Annotated in this window: 21 protein-coding genes; 18 read left to right on the top strand and 3 right to left on the bottom strand. The window is 63.4% G+C overall.

The annotated features are described in order from the left end of the window. Window positions 1-134: 134 nt before the first annotated feature. From GGR90_RS02990 to GGR90_RS03025, 8 genes are all read left to right on the top strand, one after another. The gene (locus tag GGR90_RS02990) at window positions 135-830 is read left to right on the top strand and encodes a pirin family protein (RefSeq protein WP_167919343.1); all 696 of its coding nucleotides are present in this window, start codon (window positions 135-137) and stop codon (window positions 828-830) included. 75 nt (window positions 831-905) lie between these two features. Next, window positions 906-1,502 (top strand): FMN-dependent NADH-azoreductase, encoded by a 597-nt coding sequence (locus GGR90_RS02995; RefSeq protein WP_167919345.1) that lies wholly within the window; start codon window positions 906-908, stop codon window positions 1,500-1,502. A gap of 83 nt (window positions 1,503-1,585) precedes the next feature. Further along, entirely contained in the window at window positions 1,586-2,188 is a 603-nt protein-coding gene (gene wrbA, locus GGR90_RS03000) for an NAD(P)H:quinone oxidoreductase (RefSeq protein WP_167919347.1), read from the top strand. Between the two features lie 4 nt (window positions 2,189-2,192). Then, window positions 2,193-2,993: a DODA-type extradiol aromatic ring-opening family dioxygenase gene (locus GGR90_RS03005; RefSeq protein WP_167919349.1), complete on the top strand. Its 801-nt coding sequence runs from the start codon at window positions 2,193-2,195 to the stop codon at window positions 2,991-2,993. A gap of 24 nt (window positions 2,994-3,017) precedes the next feature. Next, window positions 3,018-3,701 carry an RluA family pseudouridine synthase gene (locus tag GGR90_RS03010; protein ID WP_167919351.1) on the top strand — a complete coding sequence of 228 codons (684 nt, stop codon included), beginning with the start codon at window positions 3,018-3,020 and terminating at the stop codon, window positions 3,699-3,701. Further along, window positions 3,694-4,095, top strand: a complete 402-nt coding sequence (gene arfB, locus GGR90_RS03015; protein WP_167919353.1) for an alternative ribosome rescue aminoacyl-tRNA hydrolase ArfB — start codon at window positions 3,694-3,696, stop codon at window positions 4,093-4,095. Before GGR90_RS03010 ends, arfB begins: the two co-directional genes overlap by 8 nt. Window positions 4,096-4,105: 10 nt before the next feature. Beyond that, window positions 4,106-4,696, top strand: coding sequence for an SOS response-associated peptidase family protein (locus tag GGR90_RS03020; RefSeq protein ID WP_167919355.1), 591 nt, complete (start codon window positions 4,106-4,108; stop codon window positions 4,694-4,696). An 88-nt stretch (window positions 4,697-4,784) separates the two neighbouring features. Then, window positions 4,785-5,114 (top strand): PilZ domain-containing protein, encoded by a 330-nt coding sequence (locus GGR90_RS03025; RefSeq protein WP_167919357.1) that lies wholly within the window; start codon window positions 4,785-4,787, stop codon window positions 5,112-5,114. Between the two features lie 5 nt (window positions 5,115-5,119). On the opposite strand, the gene GGR90_RS03030 is transcribed toward GGR90_RS03025, so the two are convergent. Continuing rightward, complete coding sequence (locus GGR90_RS03030; RefSeq protein WP_167919360.1) at window positions 5,120-5,545, bottom strand: EVE domain-containing protein; 426 nt, start codon at window positions 5,543-5,545, stop codon at window positions 5,120-5,122. A gap of 127 nt (window positions 5,546-5,672) precedes the next feature. On the opposite strand from GGR90_RS03030, the gene GGR90_RS03035 reads away from it, so the two are divergent. From GGR90_RS03035 to GGR90_RS03065, 7 genes are all read left to right on the top strand, one after another. Beyond that, a complete protein-coding gene (locus GGR90_RS03035; protein ID WP_167919362.1) occupies window positions 5,673-6,602 on the top strand; it encodes an isopenicillin N synthase family dioxygenase in 930 nt (309 codons plus the stop codon). Next, window positions 6,602-7,669 (top strand): alpha/beta hydrolase family protein, encoded by a 1,068-nt coding sequence (locus GGR90_RS03040; RefSeq protein ID WP_167919364.1) that lies wholly within the window; start codon window positions 6,602-6,604, stop codon window positions 7,667-7,669. The genes GGR90_RS03035 and GGR90_RS03040 overlap by 1 nt, the downstream gene beginning before the upstream one ends. Window positions 7,670-7,743: 74 nt before the next feature. Then, window positions 7,744-9,333, top strand: a complete 1,590-nt coding sequence (gene lnt, locus GGR90_RS03045) for an apolipoprotein N-acyltransferase (protein ID WP_167919366.1) — start codon at window positions 7,744-7,746, stop codon at window positions 9,331-9,333. Window positions 9,334-9,385: 52 nt separating this feature from the next. Continuing rightward, a complete protein-coding gene (metK, locus tag GGR90_RS03050; RefSeq protein WP_167919368.1) occupies window positions 9,386-10,606 on the top strand; it encodes a methionine adenosyltransferase in 1,221 nt (406 codons plus the stop codon). A 52-nt stretch (window positions 10,607-10,658) separates the two neighbouring features. Further along, on the top strand, window positions 10,659-11,372 hold the full coding sequence (trmB, locus tag GGR90_RS03055; RefSeq protein ID WP_167919370.1) for a tRNA (guanine(46)-N(7))-methyltransferase TrmB: 714 nt from the start codon (window positions 10,659-10,661) through the stop codon (window positions 11,370-11,372). A gap of 45 nt (window positions 11,373-11,417) precedes the next feature. After that, on the top strand, window positions 11,418-12,731 hold the full coding sequence (locus GGR90_RS03060) for a tyrosine-type recombinase/integrase (protein ID WP_245198380.1): 1,314 nt from the start codon (window positions 11,418-11,420) through the stop codon (window positions 12,729-12,731). Between the two features lie 190 nt (window positions 12,732-12,921). After that, window positions 12,922-13,575: an FCD domain-containing protein gene (locus GGR90_RS03065; protein WP_167919372.1), complete on the top strand. Its 654-nt coding sequence runs from the start codon at window positions 12,922-12,924 to the stop codon at window positions 13,573-13,575. Window positions 13,576-13,648: 73 nt separating this feature from the next. On the opposite strand, the gene GGR90_RS03070 is transcribed toward GGR90_RS03065, so the two are convergent. Then, window positions 13,649-14,854 carry a CaiB/BaiF CoA transferase family protein gene (locus tag GGR90_RS03070; RefSeq protein ID WP_167919374.1) on the bottom strand — a complete coding sequence of 402 codons (1,206 nt, stop codon included), beginning with the start codon at window positions 14,852-14,854 and terminating at the stop codon, window positions 13,649-13,651. A gap of 58 nt (window positions 14,855-14,912) precedes the next feature. Between GGR90_RS03070 and GGR90_RS03075 the strand changes: the two genes are divergently transcribed. The 3 genes from GGR90_RS03075 (at window position 14,913) to GGR90_RS03085 (ending at window position 17,693) form a co-directional block, all read left to right on the top strand. Next, window positions 14,913-15,998, top strand: a complete 1,086-nt coding sequence (locus GGR90_RS03075) for a DMT family transporter (protein WP_235211618.1) — start codon at window positions 14,913-14,915, stop codon at window positions 15,996-15,998. A gap of 219 nt (window positions 15,999-16,217) precedes the next feature. After that, on the top strand, window positions 16,218-17,087 hold the full coding sequence (locus GGR90_RS03080) for an IclR family transcriptional regulator (protein WP_152567708.1): 870 nt from the start codon (window positions 16,218-16,220) through the stop codon (window positions 17,085-17,087). A gap of 72 nt (window positions 17,088-17,159) precedes the next feature. Continuing rightward, entirely contained in the window at window positions 17,160-17,693 is a 534-nt protein-coding gene (locus GGR90_RS03085) for a TIGR02444 family protein (protein ID WP_058456271.1), read from the top strand. On the opposite strand, the gene GGR90_RS03090 is transcribed toward GGR90_RS03085, so the two are convergent. Beyond that, the gene (locus tag GGR90_RS03090) at window positions 17,659-18,000 is read right to left on the bottom strand and encodes a c-type cytochrome (RefSeq protein WP_037557657.1); all 342 of its coding nucleotides are present in this window, start codon (window positions 17,998-18,000) and stop codon (window positions 17,659-17,661) included. The two genes, GGR90_RS03085 and GGR90_RS03090, sit on opposite strands and share 35 nt — an antisense overlap. Window positions 18,001-18,011: the final 11 nt, after the last annotated feature.

An 18,011-nucleotide genomic window follows, 5' to 3' on the forward strand; every position in this document is an offset into this window, starting at 1 on the left:
AGCTCCTGATTCGAAACGATGGTTTTCCATCTACGCTATTTTCGAAACGATCCAAATGCCTATTTTGTCCTCAACAGACAGACGCCGCCCGGCACCCATGCTTCAGGGCAGGCGATGAAGAAAGGACAAGGCCAATGATCGACATTCGCAAATTCGACACGCTGGGCCACGCCGACCATGGCTGGCTCGACGCCCGTCACCATTTCTCCTTCGCGAGCTATCACGACCCGAAACGGATGGGTTGGGGCGCGCTGCGCGTCTGGAACGACGACGCCATCGCGGCGCAGTCGGGTTTCCCCCCGCACCCGCACCGCGACATGGAAATCATCACCTATGTCCGCACCGGAGCGATCAGCCACCGCGACTCGATGGGCAATGCCGGCCGCACCGCGGCGGGCGACGTCCAGGTGATGAGCGCCGGCACCGGCGTGACGCACAGCGAGTTCAACCTCGAGGATGAGGAAACGACGCTGTTCCAGATCTGGATCATGCCCGACCGTGACGGCGGCAATCCCGGCTGGGGCGCGCGCCAGTTTCCCAAGGCCGACCGTTCGGGCCAGTTCGTGACCTTGGCGAGCGGGATCGAAGGAGATGACGCTCTGCCGATCCGCGCCAACGCCCGTGTGGCGGCGGCAACGGTCAACGCCGGCGAGAAGGTCTCCTACGACCTTGAAGCCGGACGCCACGCCTATCTCGTCGCCGCCAAGGGCCGCATCCGCGTCAATGGCAAGGATGCCGACCCGCGCGACGGCATCGCGCTCCGCGATGTCGGCACGATCATCGTCGAGGCGCTCGACGACGCCGAACTGGTGCTCGTCGACAGCCTCTGACGAGCTCCCGGGCCGCCGCCTGCCCCCCCTCCCTGCGGCGGCGGCCCACCCCCTTCCTCCCGAAAGGACAAGTCCATGAGCAACATTCTTCGTATCGATGCCAGCGCGCGCAATTCGGGCTCGACGACCCGCCTCCTCGCCGACCAGCTCGAAGGTCGCCTCGTCGAACAAGGCTATGGCGCCTCGGTGACCCGCCGCGACCTCAACGCCACCCCGCCCGCCTATCTCACCGAAAATTGGGTCGGCGCCAATTTCACCGACGAGGCCGAGCGCAGCGACGAACAGAAGGCGCTGCTCGCCGGATCCGAAGAGCTGATCGGCGAGATCGAGGCCGCCGACACGATCATCATCACCGCGCCCATCTATAATTTCGCGATCCCCGCGTCGCTGAAGGCGTGGATCGACCAGGTGACGCGTGCGCGCCGCACCTTCCGCTACACCGAAGCCGGTCCCGAAGGCCTGCTCAAGGGCAAGCGCGCCTATATCGTCTTCGCCTCGGGCGGCGTGCCGCTGGGCAGCCAGGTCGATTTCGCGAGCGGCTATTTGCGGCATATTCTCGGCTTCATCGGCATCACCGACGTGCATTTTATCGCCGCCGACGGTCACCGGATGGACGGCGAGGCGATCGCCCGCGCCACCACGGCGATCGATGGGCTGAAACAGGCCGCATGACCCCCTCGGGCCGCCGCCCCTCCCTCCCCCTCCCCCGGCGGCGGCCCACCCTTCCCGCTTTTCCCCAACGAAAGGACATGATGATGGCTAAGCTTTTGGTGCTTTATTATTCGAGCTATGGGCATATCGAGCAGATGGCCGACGCCGTCGCCGATGGCGCGCGCGCCGCGGGCGCCGAAGTCGATATTCGCCGCGTCGCCGAAACCGCGCCCGCGGCCGTGGTGCAGGCGGCGGGCTTCAAGACCGACACCGCGCATCCGCTGCTCAGCGATCCCAATGAGCTCGTGAATTACGACGCGATCGTCGTCGGCACCCCGACGCGCTTCGGCCGGATGGCGAGTCAGATGGCGAGTTTCTGGGACACCGCCGGCGGCGTCTGGGCGCAGGGTAAGCTGAACGGCAAGGTCGGCGCCGCCTTCACCTCGACCGCGTCGCAGCACGGCGGGCAGGAAACAACGCTCTTCTCGATCCTCACCAACCTGCTCCACTTCGGCATGACGATCGTCGGGCTCGACTATGGCTATGCCGGCCAGATGGGCGTCGGCGAGGTCAAGGGCGGCGCCCCCTATGGCGCCACGACGATTGCCGACGGCGACGGATCGCGCCAGCCGAGCGAAGCCGACCTTGGCGGCGCCCGCTATCTCGGCGAGCGTGTCGCGCGCGCCGCGGCGAAGCTCGCGGCCTGAAGCGATGCGCCGTCTCCCGAGCCTCTTCCTTTCGCACGGCTCGCCGATGATGGCGCTCGAGCCCAGCCCGGCGCGGGACTTCCTCGCCGGGCTGGGCGACCAGCTACCGCGTCCGCGCGCGATCCTCGTCGTGTCGGCGCACCATGACGCGGCATATCAGGGCGGCGGCGCGACCGTCACCGCCTCGCCCGCGCCGCCGACGATCCACGACTTCGGCGGCTTTCCCGACGAGCTGTTCGCGATGCGCTATCCAGCGCCGGGCGATCCGGCGCTGGCGGGCCGCGTCGTGGAGTTGCTCGCGGACCATGGCCTTGCCGTCACCGCCGATCCCGAGCGCGGGCTCGACCATGGCGCATGGGTGCCGCTGTCGCTCATCTACCCCGGCGCCGATATTCCGGTGATCCAGCTTTCGATCGCCTCGAACGCTTCGCCCGAATTTCATTATTCGCTCGGCCAGGCGCTGGCGCCGCTGCGCGACGAGGACGTGCTGATCGTCGGATCGGGCAGCATCACGCACAACCTTCGCGCGCTGTTTTCAGCGCGCCTGCCGATCAACGCCCCGGCGCCGGCGTGGGTCATCGATTTCACCGACTGGGTCGCTGAGCGCATGGCGGCGGGCGCCCTCGATGATGTGCTCCACAGCGTCGAGCGAGCGCCGCACGGCCCCGACAATCATCCGACGCCCGACCATATCCTGCCGCTGTTCGTCGCGATGGGAGCGGGCGGCACGCCCCTCAACGCCGAACGGCTGCACCACAGCGTCACCTATGGCCTGCTCGCGATGGACGTTTACGCTTTCGACTGACGGGCGGCCCGCCTATAGCGCGCCATGCTCCTTTCAGATCGTGTTCTCTTCCTCGACGGCGAGGCCCTCGTCATCGACAAGCCCGCCGGCCTTCCCGTCGATGCGCCGCGCGACGGCAGCCTCAGCCTCGAAAACCATCTCGACCTGTTGAAGTTCGGCTTCAAACGCTGGCCGCTTCCCGTTCACCGGCTCGATCGCGACACCTCGGGCTGTCTGCTCCTCGCGCGCAATCCGAAGGCGCACGGCCGCTTCACGCGTGCCTTCGAAAGCCGCGAGGTCGAAAAGCAATATCTTGCGATCGTCGATGGCGTGCCCGACGCCGACGGCGGCACGATCGACCTGCCGCTCGCCAAAGTATCGACCGCCGAAACCGGCTGGCGCATGGTCGGCGACCCGAAAGGCAAGCCCTCGGTCTCGCATTGGGAAAAGCTCGCCGTCGTCGGCGAGCGCAGCCTGCTACGCTTTCGTCCCGAAACCGGCCGCACGCACCAGCTGCGCGTCCACGCGCTCGAAGGGCTCGGCTTCCCGCTCGTCGGCGATCCCGTCTATGGCCGCGGCGGCACGAAGACGCGCACGCTGCTCCACGCCGAAAGGCTGGTCGTAAAACGTGACGTCAAGCCGTCTATTATTGCCGAAGCGCCCTTCCCCGACGCCTTCGTCGCGCTGGGCTTCGCGGCGCCGGAGGGAGCGGAGCCGACGCGTGGCTGACATCCCCGAAAGCGCGATCACGGAAAAGTTTCTCGCCGGGTCGGGCCCAGGGGGCCAGAATGTCAACAAGGTCGCGACCGCGTGCCAGCTACGCGTCGACGTGTTCGCGCTCGGCCTCGCGCCCGACGCCTATCGCCGGCTCAAGACGCTTGCGGGGAGCAAGATGACTTCCGCAGGCGAACTCGTCATCCTGGCGCGCAGCTTTCGCACCCAGGAAGCGAACCGCGCCGATGCGCGCGCGCGGCTGAACGAGTTGGTCGACGCCGCGCTCGTCCGCCCCGAACGGCGGATCAAGACCAGGCCGAGCAAGGCGGCGAAGGCGCGGCGCGTCGACAGCAAGAAGGCGCGCAGCAGCATCAAGGCCGGGCGCGGGCGAGTGCGCGGCACCGACTGAGGCGCCCGCGATGACCAGCCTTTATCGCCTCGATGCGCCGGCAAGCACGATCGCCGCCACGTTCGGCGCCGAGGCGGGAAACGACCCGTGGACCGGCGATTATGTCGCACCCGGCCGCCCCGCGCCGGTGATCGTCAGCGACGGGCGCGGCGGGTCGCGACGCTGGCTGCGCCCGAGGCTGTGGGGCGTCCCGCCGCCGCCGCAGGGCACGGAGCCCGTCACGCACGTTCGCAACCTGCAAAGCCCGTTCTGGATCGGCACGCTGCGTCATGCCGAACTGCGCTGCCTGATCCCCGCGACCGCCTTTGCCTATTGGTCGGGATCCGAAGGCGCGCGGCGACAGCATTGGTTTTCGGTGCCTTCGCAGCCGGTCTTCGCCTTTGCCGGCGTCGTGCGGCAGGGGGAGGACTGGCCATGCTTCGCGATGCTGACGACCGAGGCGAACCGGCTGGTTGCGCATCACCAGCCGCAAGCCATGCCGGTGATCCTGCACCGCGAAGATCATGCAACCTGGCTCTGCGGCGAATGGCGTGCGGCCGTCGCGCTCGCAGCCCCCTTTCCCAGCCAGTTGATGGCCGTCGGCGACACGCCGCCGGTATAGACGAACTTCACCATATCGCTTCACTTCGCGGTAACCAGCGAGGCCCTAAATTCGCTTCGACCAAGAACGACATGCAGGGACCGGATCCGTGTTGGGGAATCGCACCATCGAAACCAAAAAGGCGCCGAAGGGCGCGCGCGGCGCCGAGCGCGCGCCGGTAACCGCGCGCGCGCGCTTCCGCGAACCGGGGCTCAACCCCTTCAACGTCGAATTGTTCGACCTGTCGTCGACCGGCTTTCGCATGGTGACATCGTTCCGGCCGCAGATCGGCAAGCATATCTGGGTCAACCTGCCGGGGTTGCAGCCATTGGAAGCCGTCGTGCGCCGCGCCGACGGCAATAATTACGGCTGCGAATTCGTGCATCCGCTCCATGTGTCGGTCGCCCAGCATCTGCAGGCGAAGCTGCGCGGCCAGTAAGCGGCTCAGCCCTCGGGCTTTTCCGACTTCTTCAATATATGCTTCCACTCGGCGGGCGTCACGCGCCCGACCGACAGGCGCGACTGGCGAATGAGGTCCATGTCGGCGAGCTTCGGGTCGGCCTTGATCGATGCGAGCGTCACCGGATGGGCGAGCGCGCGGACCGGGGCGACGCGCACCACAACCCAGGGCGAACCCTTATCGGCGGTGGGATCGGGGAAGCTTTCCTCGGTGATCTCCATGATCCCGACGCATTCCTTGCCGATATTGCTGTGATAGAAAAAGGCTTCGTCGCCCTCCTTCATCGCCATCATGTTGAGTTTCGCGGTGTGGTTGCGCACCCCGTCCCAGATGCCGGTGCCGTCCTTGACCAGCTGGTCCCACGCATAGGCGTCGGGTTCGGATTTCATCAGCCAATATTGCTTTGCCATGCCGGCGGCTTAGCCGAAGCGTGCGCGGGGCGGAACCGCCTTTTTCCCTTTAACCGTCGCCGCGCAGCGCCTAAATCGGTTTCATAGCGCGCCCGCTGGCGCCCCTTTTCAGATGGACTTCAATCGCATGACCGCAGCCGTTCCCGTCATTTCCATGTCGCTTCCCGCCGACCAGTTCGCAAAGGATTTCGGGGCGTCGTTCGAACGCTTCGGTTTCGCGATGATCACCGATCATGGCATCGATCCCGCGCTGATCGACGAAGCCTGGGCGAAGGCGAAGGCGTTCTTCGCGCTGCCCGAGGAGGTCAAGCGCGCCTATCACATCGCGGGCGGCGGCGGCGCGCGCGGCTATACGCCGTTCGGGACCGAAATCGCCAAGGGCGCCAAAGAGGTCGACCTCAAGGAATTCTGGCACGTCGGCCGCGACCTGCCCGCCGGCCACCGCCTCGCCGCGCAGCAGCCGAACAATGTCTGGCCGAAAGAAGTCGAAGGCTTCCGCGCCGCCTATGACAGACTGTTCGCCGAATTCGACCGCGTCGGCGGGCGGCTGCTCGCGGGGATCGCGCGCTATCTCGGCCTCGACCCCGATTTCTTCGACGACACCGTCGCCGACGGCAACAGCGTGATGCGCCTGCTCCATTATCCGCCGGTCGAGGCCCCCGCCAAGGGCATCCGTGCCGAAGCGCATGAGGACATCAACACGATCACGCTGCTGCTCGGTGCCGAGGAAGCGGGGCTGGAGATCCTCGACAAGGACGGCAGTTGGCTTCCCGTCTCGCCGCCGCCGGGCGCGATGGCGGTCAACGTCGGCGACATGCTCCAGCGGCTGACCAACAACCGCCTGCCTTCGACGACGCACCGCGTCCGCAATCCCGACGCGGGCCGCGCGAGCGTCGCGCGCTATTCGATGCCCTTCTTCCTCCACTTCCGATCGGACTATCCGATCGAAACGCTCGAAAGCTGCATCGACGCGTCGCACCCGGACCTCTATCCGGCGCCGATCACCGCCGACGACTATCTGCAAGAGCGGCTGCGCGAGATCGGGCTGAAGACGTGATGCGCGGGGCCGCTGCTTTCGCGCTGGCGGCGAGCCTTGGTTCGCTGCAACCCGCCTTGGCCGCCCCGCAATCGCCGAGCCCGCCCTGGAGCGCGCCGGCGACGACCGAGGTCGTGACCGAGGATCGCAACTTTACCAGCGGCGATGCCGAGCTGTCGGGAACGCTCCATCTGCCGGTCAGCGGCAAGCCCGTCGCGGCGGTCGTCGTGACGCACAGCGCCTCGTCGCCGCTGCGCTCGGCATCGCTCTACGATCATCTCAAGACGATCCTGCCCGCGCTCGGTATCGCCGTCTTCACCTATGACCGGCGCGGATCGGGCGCCTCGGGCACGAAGGATGCGGGGGGCGATTTCACGGTCCTGGCCGACGACGCGATCGCCGCCGCGCGGAGCCTGAAGAGCGATCCGCGCATCGATCCGCGGCGCATCGGAACGTGGGGGCTGAGCCAGGGCGGCTGGATTTCGCCGCTCGCGGCGTCGCGAAGCCCCGATATCGCCTTTGTCGTCGCGGTGTCGGCGCCGGTCGTGACCGCCGACGTCCAGATGATCTTTTCCTCGACCAACCATTTGAAAGCCAATGGCTATTCAGAGGCCGATATCGACCAGATGGTCGCGGCGCGCAAGGCCGTCGACGATTATATGCGGGGCACGGTTGGCCGCGCCGAGGCGCAGGCGAAGCTCGACGGGATCAAGACCAAGCCGTGGTTCAAATATCTCTATATGGGCGAAACCTTCCGCGACCGCGAAGTGTCGGGGTGGCGCAAGGAGATCGAAAATGATCCGCTGGTGAATCTGAAGGCGGTCACCGTGCCGACGCTCATCCTCTATGGCGCCGACGATGCGGTCGTGCCGGTCGCCGATTCGGCCGAGCGGTTGCAGGCCGTCGCGCCGCAAATGCCCAATATAGACGTGCATGTGATCGCGGGGGCCGATCATGCGATGCAGATGTCGGAAGACCTCAAGACCTCACTCGACCCCAAGCACGACGGCACCGAGCGGCCCGATTCGCCCGAGTATTTCGCGCTGCTGGCGAGTTGGCTCGCCGCGCGGGGGTTGGTTGGGGACTGAGCCACTGGCCCTGACGCGATCTCCGCGCGAACATATAATTGTCCCCGTCCCGCCGCGCGGCTAAAGCAGCGCGCGTGACCGCGCTTTCCTCCCGTATCGCCGCTTTCGCCGACCGCTGGCCAAAGTTCCTCGCCCTGTTGCTCGGCGCCGTTTCGGCGACGGGGTTCGCGCCGCTCGACCTCTGGCCGCTGACCCTGCTGGCGCTCGCCGCGTGGATGGCGCTGGTCGCGCGCGCGCCGCGCGGCTGGCGCGCCGCCGGCGTCGGCTGGGCGTTCGGGGTCGGGCATTTCGCGATCGGCCTCAACTGGATCGCGACCGCCTTCACCTATCAGGCGGCGATGCCGGCATGGCTGGGGTGGATCGCGGTTGTGCTGCTGGCGCTCTATCTGGCGGTTTATCCGGCGCTCGCGGCTTGGGGTGCGTGGTTGGTGAAGCCCAGGGGCGACACACATTTTGCGGCGCCGTCCTATCTGCTGGCGTTCGGCGGGCTCTGGATTCTCACCGAGTGGCTCCGCAGCTGGATTTTTACCGGCTTCGCGTGGAATCCGCTGGGGGTGATCGCCGTCCCGCACGCCGCCGTGCCCGCTCGCTGGATCGGAACCTATGGCATGAGCGGGATCGTCTTCCTGCTCGCGGGGGTTCTGATCCTGGCGTGGTTTCGCCGCCGCGTCGCCGCGGCCGCGCTATTCGGCAGCGTGCTGCTTTTTTGGGGCGCCGCCTTCGTTTCGCAGATGGGCAGCAACGCCGACGCCGCCGTTCACACCAAGGGCGCTGACCGCATCCCCGTCACCGTCGTCCAGCCCAATGTCGGGCAGCAGGACAAGTGGGAGGGCAGCAAGGCCGACGCCAATTTCGCCAAGCTCGCGCGGCTGACGACGCCGAAGGACGACATACCGCGGCTGATCCTGTGGCCCGAAGCCGCCGTGCCCGACTATCTCGAACGCGGCTATCCATCGGTCTATTACGACCGTTCGCCCGCCGAAGCCCGCGCGCGGATCGTCCGGTTGATGAACCCCGACGACGTCATGCTGCTCGGCGCGCTAAAGCTGGAGCTCGACAAGACCGGCGAGGTCGTCGGCGCGCGCAACGCGGTGATGACGGTGCATGCCGACGGCACGCTCGGCCCGCGTTACGACAAGGCGCATCTGGTGCCCTATGGCGAATATCTGCCGATGCGGCCGATCCTGTCGGCACTCGGCCTTTCGCGGCTCGCGCCCGGCGATATCGATTTCTGGCCGGGTCCCGGTCCCCGCACGCTCGACCTCGGCGCCTTCGGCCGCGCCGGGCTGCAAATCTGTTACGAGATCATCTTTTCGGGCCAGGTCGTCGATCGCGACCATCGCCCCGACTTCATCTTCAACCCGTCGAACGATGCCTGGTTCGGCAGCTGGGGCCCGCCGCAGCATCTCGCCCAGGCGCGCCTCCGCGCGATCGAGGAGGGTCTGCCGGTGATCCGCGCAACGCCGACGGGAATCAGCGCGGTGATCGACGCCGACGGCCGCATTGTCGAATCGCTGCCGATGCACGCGGCGGGGCGCATCGACACGGTGGTGCCGCCCGCGCGCGCGCCGACGCTGTTTGCGCGCTTCGGCAATAGTCTGCCCGTCGGTTTCGCGCTGCTGCTGCTCGCGCTGGCCATTGCGTTCCGGCGCTCGGGGCGCTAACAGCGCGCCGACATAAAGCATCCTTTATATTCGATTCCGAGAAGGCTTTCCCATGCGCAACAGCTTCCTTTTCACCTCCGAAAGCGTGTCGGAGGGCCATCCCGACAAGGTCGCAGACCAGATTTCGGATTCGATCGTCGACCTGTTCCTGTCGAAGGACCCCGAAGCGCGCGTCGCATGCGAGACGCTGACGACGACGCAGCTCGTCGTGCTCGCGGGCGAGATCCGCTGCAAGGGCGTGTTCGAGAATGACGCATGGGCGCCGGGCGCGCTCGACGAGATCGAGGCGACGGTTCGCAAGACGGTGCGCGAGATTGGTTACGAGCAGTCGGGCTTTCACTGGCAGAGCTTCCGCTTCGAGAATAATCTCCACGGCCAGTCGGCGCATATCGCGCAGGGCGTCGACGAAAGCGGCGACAAGGACGAGGGCGCCGGCGATCAGGGGATCATGTTCGGCTATGCGTCGGACGAGACCCCCGACCTGATGCCCGCGACGCTCGATTACAGCCACAAGATCCTCGAGCGCATGGCCGCCGACCGCAAGGCGGGCACCGCGCCCTTCCTCGAGCCCGACACCAAGAGCCAGGTTACGCTGCGCTATGCCAATGAGCGCCCGGTCGAGGCGACCGCGATCGTCGTGTCGACGCAGCATGCGCCCGGCTATTATTTCCACAACGGCGAAGGCGACGAAGCGAAATATACCGAACTGCGCAAATATGTGCTCGGCGTGATCGCCGACGTGCTGCCCGCCGAGCTGCTCACCGCGAACACCGTCTATCACATCAACCCGACCGGCCGCTTCGAGATCGGCGGGCCCGACGGCGACGCGGGGCTGACCGGGCGCAAGATCATCGTCGACACCTATGGCGGCGCGAGCCCGCATGGCGGCGGCGCGTTCAGCGGCAAGGATCCGACCAAGGTCGATCGCTCGGCCGCCTATATCACGCGTTATCTGGCGAAGAATATCGTCGCCGCGGGGCTCGCGCGCCGCTGCACGATCCAGCTCAGCTATGCGATCGGCGTTGCCGAGCCGTTGTCGATCTATGTCGACCTGCACGGCACCGGCACGGTCGAAGAAAGCCGCATCGAGGCCGCGATCCCCGGCCTCGTGCGCCTGACGCCGAAGGGCATCCGCACCCACCTCGGCCTCAACAAGCCGATCTATCGGCAGACCGCCGCCTATGGCCATTTCGGCCGCACCGCCGAGGGCGACGCCTTCCCGTGGGAGCGCACCGACCTCGTCGACAAGCTCAAGGCCGCGCTCGCGGCCTGATAAGGGCCGGGGGCGCTTGCCGCCCCCGCCTCGCCGCGCTAACGGGCGCGCCATGACTGCGCATAAACCCGGCGACCCCACCACCCTCAACCGCCTTTACGGCCGATCGAAGGGCAAGCCGTTGCGGGCGGGGCAGCAGGATCTGGTCGATACGATGCTGCCGCAAATCGCGGTTCCGGCCGAAGGCGAGGTGACCGCCGCGCGGCTGTTCGGTGGCGACTGTCCACTCCATTTCGAGATCGGTTTTGGCGGCGGCGAGCATATGGCGGGGCGCGCCGACATGCTGCCCGACCATGGCTTCATCGGCGCCGAGCCGTTCATCAACGGGGTGGCGCAAGCACTCGTTCATGTCGCGGGCGATCATGGAGCCAGTACGCCGCTCGGTAACGTCCGCATCCATCATGGCGACGCGCTCGAGGTGCTGCGGCGGATTCCCGACGGCGCGCTCTCCTTCGCCTATCTGCTCCACCCCGACCCCTGGCCCAAGGCGCGCCACGCGAAGCGGCGGATGATGAACGACGGCCCGCTCGACCTGATCGCGGCGAAGCTGAAGCCCGGCGGCGAGTTCCGTTTCGGCACCGATCATCCGATCTATCTGCAGCACGCGCTGATGGTGATGCGCCGCCACCGCCACCAATATGAATGGCTGGCGAAGGACGCGCGCGATTTCCAGCTGCGCCCCGGCGGCTGGCCCGAAACGCGCTATGAGGCGAAGGCGCGCGCGCAGGGGCACGAGGTCTGGTATTTTCGCTGGAGGCGTATATAGGAGTGCTATAGGGTTGAAAAGGCTAGTTTTTTATAGCCACTCCCTATGCTATCTTTTCCCCAATTACGCGGCAATTTCCGCCACGGTGATTGCCGGGTGATTGCTGGAAACGCCGTATTGGGAGACCAATTTATGGCAAGCGGAAAGATCACAAAACGGTCGGTCGATGCTCTCATTTCGAGCGGGCAACATGACATTCTTTGGGATGATAGCATAAAGGGTTTTGGCGCAAAGCGAACCAAAGCTGGCGCCGTGTCTTACGTGTTGCAATTCCGAATGGGCGGTCGCGAATCTAAGACGCGTCGCTACACGATAGGCAGCCATGGCTCGCCATGGACGCCAGCCACCGCCAGAGCCGAAGCGGAGCGACTGGCTATTCTGATCGCCCAGGGAATCGATCCAGGCGAAGCAGAGCGGCAACGACGGCGAGAGTCGGTCGATCTAGCCTTCGATAATTACTCTGATCGCTTCGCTGAGGCCTGCGTTGGAGAAGGCTGGAGGCGCCTCGTCAAGCGCAGCCTCGAGCTGCATGTAAAGCCGGTCTTGGGATCAAAGCCCCTTCCCAATCTTACGCGAATCGACATCGTTGCCGTCTTCGACCGCATGCCGCGCGCGCAGATCGCAAATATCCGTAACGTCTTCGCTGTTTTGCGCCGCCTTTTGCGCTGGGCCGTCAGCCGGGGAGATATCGATCGGAGTCCGATGGAAGGCATGGAAACCCCGCCCCCGGTCAAACCTCGCGATCGCTGGCTTTCAGACGAGGAGCTTGGCCGCATCTGGATGGCGGCGCCAAACACGCATTCCTGTTTCGGACCCATCATCCGCCTTCTGATCGTCACCGGTCAGCGACGAGAGGAGGTTTCGTCGCTGCGTTGGGAGGAACTCAACCGTAAAGATCTCCTATGGACCCTGCCCGGCGAACGGGCAAAGAATGGCGAGCCCAACCGAATTCCGCTCAACGAACTTGCAGTTGCGATCCTCGACGAGGTTGCCGGGTCGGCTATCTGGCCGCGTAGCGGCAGGATGTTCACGACCTCCAGGGGCGGAAGGTTCACCGGATATAGCAAAGGCAAGATCAAGCTCGACCTGCTTATGTCGCAAGACGGCCGCGAACCGTTACCGGACTGGCGACTGCATGACTTGAGACGAACTCTTGCAACCGGGTTTCAACGGCTAGGCGTTCGATTTGAAGTGACCGAAGCTGTGCTCAACCACGTCGGAGGTTCCCGCGCGGGCGTCGCCGGTATCTACCAGCGCCACGACTGGAAGGACGAGAAGCGCGAAGCAATGAAGAGTTGGAACGATCATCTGGCAACGATCATTCGTTTGGCGAATATGGCGCCTGATCGCGCATGGTAAGCGCTTATAAAGAGACTTGCTGTCCACGATCGATTGCGCCGAACAAAATATGCAGAGTGAATCTGTCGATTTCCGTTGCGAACAGCTCTTGCAGCCGGATCCGTTCGCCAACGACTGACTCTTGCGTTCTTGCTGATCAAGGGGGATATTCGCGGCGTGCGTAGCAGCGCCAAAGTTGGAGACAATTCGAGTGAACAAGAAGGATGAAATTTACGATCTTCTCGTTAGCCGAATGGTTGGCGCGCAATATAATTTTGGCCAGCGGGTGTCGGTCAAGGATCTTGTGAGCGATACCGGAGCGAGCCGCCAGCCGATCATGGCCGCGCTCAACCGTTTGAGTTCGGAAGGATTTGTTCGCATAATTCCGCAGGTCGGTTGCGAGGTGATAAATCCAAGCTATGACGAGATCGCAGATTTCTATATCATGTTTGAAAGGCTCGAGGGACTGCTGACGGAACTGGCGGCAGCGCGTCGGACCGATTCGCAAACGCGCGATTTGCGCGCGCTGCAAGCACGTATTCTCACGATCGACTTTGACGAGCCGCGCAGCGCGGTAATTTATTGCGAACTCAACCGTGCCTTCCATCAGCTCATCCACGATATGGCTCAGTCGCCCTTTGTCGACGCGCGGCAGAACAGCAATTTTGACATGTCTGATTTCTTCATCAACCAAGCCGGTGGTTTCAATCATTTCATGGCCGATACCGCACGTGAACATGATGAAATCATTGAGGCGATCGCTTCCAAATCCCCTGCCCGCGCGCGCGGGCTGGCAGAATCACACATCGGCGCGGTCGCCTCGTCGGTGTTGGCGGGCCTGCGAAAACATCGCGCCGCCGCCTAACTAATATTCATGAGAGCATGGTGAGGAAGGGCATGATCGAGGCTCCATCGTCGCTCGGTGCGGTCGATGAGGATCACCCTATTACTCCTCTTGTCTTTAGCCCCACTACTTCTAAGTCGCCCAGTCCGAGCTCTCTCCGCAGAACGGAATCAGTATTCTCGCCCAAGAGCGGTGGTGGTGTGGAGGCAACCGCGCGCTCGCCATCGACTTTGATGGGGCTGGCTATGCCTGGAAGATCACCCAATTCCTTGTGGTTGAGCGAAATCTTCATTCGACGGTGCAGAACATGAGCGTCCTTAAAGACGTCCGAAATTTCATTGATCGGACCAGCCGGGACATCGGCGGCGTCGAGCCGTTCTATCCATGAAGCTGCGCCCGCGCCTACAAAGATCGGCGCCAACTCATCTTCCAGCGCCTGTTTGTTTCCGGCCCGCGAACCATTGGTGCCAAAGCGTGGGTCGTCAGCAAGGTCACTCCGCCCAATTGCGTCGCACAGCCGACGAAACTGAGAGTCGTTCCCGATTGCGAGATTGATCCCGCGGTCGGCTGTCGGGAAAGACTGGTATGGCACGATGTTGGGGTGAGCGTTGCCATAACGGGGCGGATTCTCCCCCGTGGCGAAAAAGTTAAAGGCTTGATTTGCAAGGGTGGCAACGGTGACATCGAGCAACGACACGTCGAGATGAGCGCCCTCGCCGGTATTTCCCCGCCGGACAAGAGCTGCCAGGATCGCGATCGCCGAGTAGAGACCCGTCATGATGTCAGACAGGGCAACGCCCGTCTTCATCGGGCCACTTTCCTGCGAACCCGTGACGCTCATTAATCCGCCCATGCCCTGCGCGATAAAATCATAACCGGGCCGGCCGCTATAGGGGCCGTCTTGGCCAAAGCCCGTCACGGAACAATAGACCAGGGCCGGGTTGGCCTCTCGCAGCCTCGCAGCGTCGAGCCCGTAGCGCTTGAGCGTCCCGACCTTGAAATTCTCAACGACAACGTCGCAACCGGCCGCCAAATCTCGAATAATCTGCTGTCCCTCGGCGTCGGTGAAATCGACGGCAATCGCTTCCTTTCCCCGATTTGCGCACAGATAATAGGCAGACGTTGCCTCTCCGCCGGCATAAAGCCAAGGCGGCCCCCAACGACGCGTGTCGTCCCCTTCGAGCGGGCGTTCGACCTTGATAACTGTGGCGCCCAAATCGGCCATGAGCTGCGTTGCCCAAGGTCCAGCAAGGACCCGACTGAGGTCAAGAATCCGAATTCCTTCTAACATTCGGGTCATGGTGCCCCTCCAGCGAGCGCCACCTTATGCGCTTCCTTATTGCATTTAGAAAAATGTGATGCACTATGTGCAACGCGATGACGCAGATCGGATCATGGTTCAAGCCAAATTTTGCGAGCCAGAAGAAGCGCAGGGCGGCGCACCAGATCGGCAAACTGACCAAAAGGGGCATCCATTGACGCATCGATTTCCAATATTTCAGCGAGCCTGGGGTTCTGCTGGCTTATTGCTTTGTGCAGCCTCGCTTTTTTGGGCCCTCAACCCCATTGTTGCGCGCGCAGTTCACCACCTCGTTACCCCCCTCGGCATGGCCTTTTGGCGATGGGTCGTAGCAATGGGGGTAGGCTTACTTTTCGCTTGGCCGCATCTTGTCGCGGATCGTCGCGCAATTCTGCAGAATTGGAAAATGCTGTCGTTTCTCGGAACGCTTGGGATCGGAGCGTTCGCCCTCGTGGTTTATTGGGGCCTTCAATATACAACGGCGACGAATAACCTGATGATGCAGGGCGCCATGCCTTCGATGATACTCCTGCTTTCGACAGTGATCTTTCGAGACCGAATTACGATCGGTCAGTTGGCAGGCACGCTCGTATCACTGGCCGGTTTGCTCGTCATCGTCGCGCAAGGAAGCCTAGCCAATATTCTGGCCATGACGTTCAACCGCGGAGATGCCGCCGCCCTTTTCGGCGTTTTTCTCTACTCGCTCTACTCGACCCTTTTGCGGAAGAAACCCGCCATACATCAGCTCAGCTTTCTCGTAACGCTGTTCGCGGTCGGGGCCGCAAGCATTGCCATCCCGTATCTTCTGGAGATTGCGCACGGCCATTATATGGCGGCGAGGATTGAGGTTCCGCTCGCCATCCTTTATGTCGGAATTTTCCCTTCGCTCCTTGCATATTTCTTTTTCAACCGTTCAGTGGATTTGATCGGTGTCGCTCGCGCGAGTATCTATATGAATCTGCCCCCAGTCTTTGGGGTTGCGCTTGCAATTCTCCTGCTTGGAGAACATCTCGCTCCCTTTCACATTGCGGGCGCGGCACTTGTCGGTGCAGGGGTGTTCATGGCGACACGCCGCGAGGACGAGCCGCCAGCAGCAGGCCGCGTCGAAACTGTGGCCGTCGAGGCTGCATCCTCGCCGCGCTAATTTTCACGTTCGATTTGCCGGCGGACACTGGCACACGGCAGGAGAGCGGATACGCGCGAATGGCTGGCAACAGGGCGCAATCTGCCATTGCATAGGAATGCCGCGCGGGCAGTTGCACAAGAAACGACTTTGCATCTTGAGATATGAATTGTATCTGTTGTTGCTTCCTAGAACCCTCGTATCCCTGCAAAAGGGACAAAATAAGAGAATGGAAGAAGTTTGGAACGTCAGGCAAAAAGCGTGAGAGTGACAGAGCTTGAAGACGATCACTCCGATATGTCCGCCTCTTCCAAATCGCCGCGCGATGTTGCGCAAAAGCCTCGCAAGAGTATCCAGTCGGTAGAGACTGGGGTCCGCGTGCTCGAAGCGCTGATATCTTGTCCCGGCGGCTGCGCACCCCTTCGCGATATCGCCGCGGGAGCCGAGATGTCGCGCAGCCAGGCGCACCGATATCTCCAGGCCTACATTAATACTGGGCTGGTCCAGCAGGAGCCTGCGGACGGTCGCTATTCTCTCGGTCCAACCGCCCTCAAGATCGGACTCTCGGCCTTGTCGAGGCTCGACGTTATTCGCATCACCACCGCCTATCTGCGGCAGCTTGCGGATGATCTCGAGACCACTGGTCTGCTCTCGATATGGGGTGACTATGGGCCGACGATCATCCGTTGGCTCGATGGCGGCGTTCCAATTGCGACGTCTTTGCACGTCGGATCGGTCCTTCCCATTCAGCATTCGTCTGCAGGGCTAGTTTTCATGGCTTTCCAGCCACTCCCTGCCTATAAGCGGCTGCTTGAACGTGAGCGCGCTGCGCGGACGTCCATCGATGAAATCGAGCTGCAAGCTATGCTGACGGAGATCCGGAGGCAAGGCTACGCCAAGGTGGACGGCCAAGTGGTACCGGGGCTCGCTGCCATTTCAGTCCCGGTATTCGACATGCAGGAAAAGCTGATCGCGGTGATTGGCGTACTTGGCCGGATGACCGACGAAAAATTCTTTTGCCAGAGCAATATCGACAAAGTCCAGGCCGCCGCTCTCAAAGCCAGCAACGCAATGGGCTGGCAGCCGGAGGAGATGCGTGGGGATTCCTGACCCGCTTGGTGCGATCGCCATAAACGGGAGCCTCCCGGGCGCTGGCATGCGAGGGGATTTCGGGGGCAGGACGTGAAGCCACTCGATCCCGACACCTTCTGGCGTTTCTCGGTATCAGCTTATGCGCAGCCCGGTGTAGCGGATATTTGCCTCAGCTTGCAGGACGACCATGGCTTCGATGTCAACCTCCTGCTTCTGTGCTGCTGGTTAGCGCAGCTGCGGTCGATCGTGCTTAGCGAGACGGAATTGCGTTTTCTCCTGGCAGAAATTGAGGCGACAAATTCAGAAGTCATCGGGCCACTGCGTCAGGCCCGCCGGTGGCTGAAAGCTCCCGCCAGTACCAGCGGGGCCTCGGCTGCCAAGGCGCAGCGTGTCCGGCGCCTCGTAAAGATGGCCGAACTCGAAGGGGAACGGCTGGCGCAGCACCTGCTAATCAGCGCGGCGAGTGCGCTTGGAGCTGAGAGCTGCGCGGACCGAATGAACGCCGCAAACCTCAGTCTGACGGCCTATACGCGGATCGTTAACGAGACTGACGCTGCCGATGCCTTGCAAAGCCTTGCGCGCCTCGTCGTCAAGGAGCGTTCGAAGGACCCTTTGCCGTCTTGATGTAGGTGAATACAAGATCCACATCGGCGTCTGTCAGCTCGGTTGGGCGGAATGGCGGCATTTCGATCAGCCCGTTTCGGACGACCGAGTGGACATAGTCCTTGTCGAGGTCCTTGCGGCCAATGAGGGGCGCAACGGGTCGCTCCATCTCTTCAAGCAGCATAGTGGCGGGATGACCCGGGCCCGGGTCGTGACAACCCGCGCAGTTCAGGGCATATAATTCTGCACCGTCCGGTTTGTCCGCATCTGACGATTTCGAACAAGCGGTTAGCATCAGCAGAGCGACCGCCAGCAATCCCATCTTCATGCTTTCGATTC

Source organism: Sphingopyxis italica, from assembly GCF_011926545.1.
In the GTDB taxonomy this organism is placed as follows: domain Bacteria; phylum Pseudomonadota; class Alphaproteobacteria; order Sphingomonadales; family Sphingomonadaceae; genus Sphingopyxis; species Sphingopyxis italica.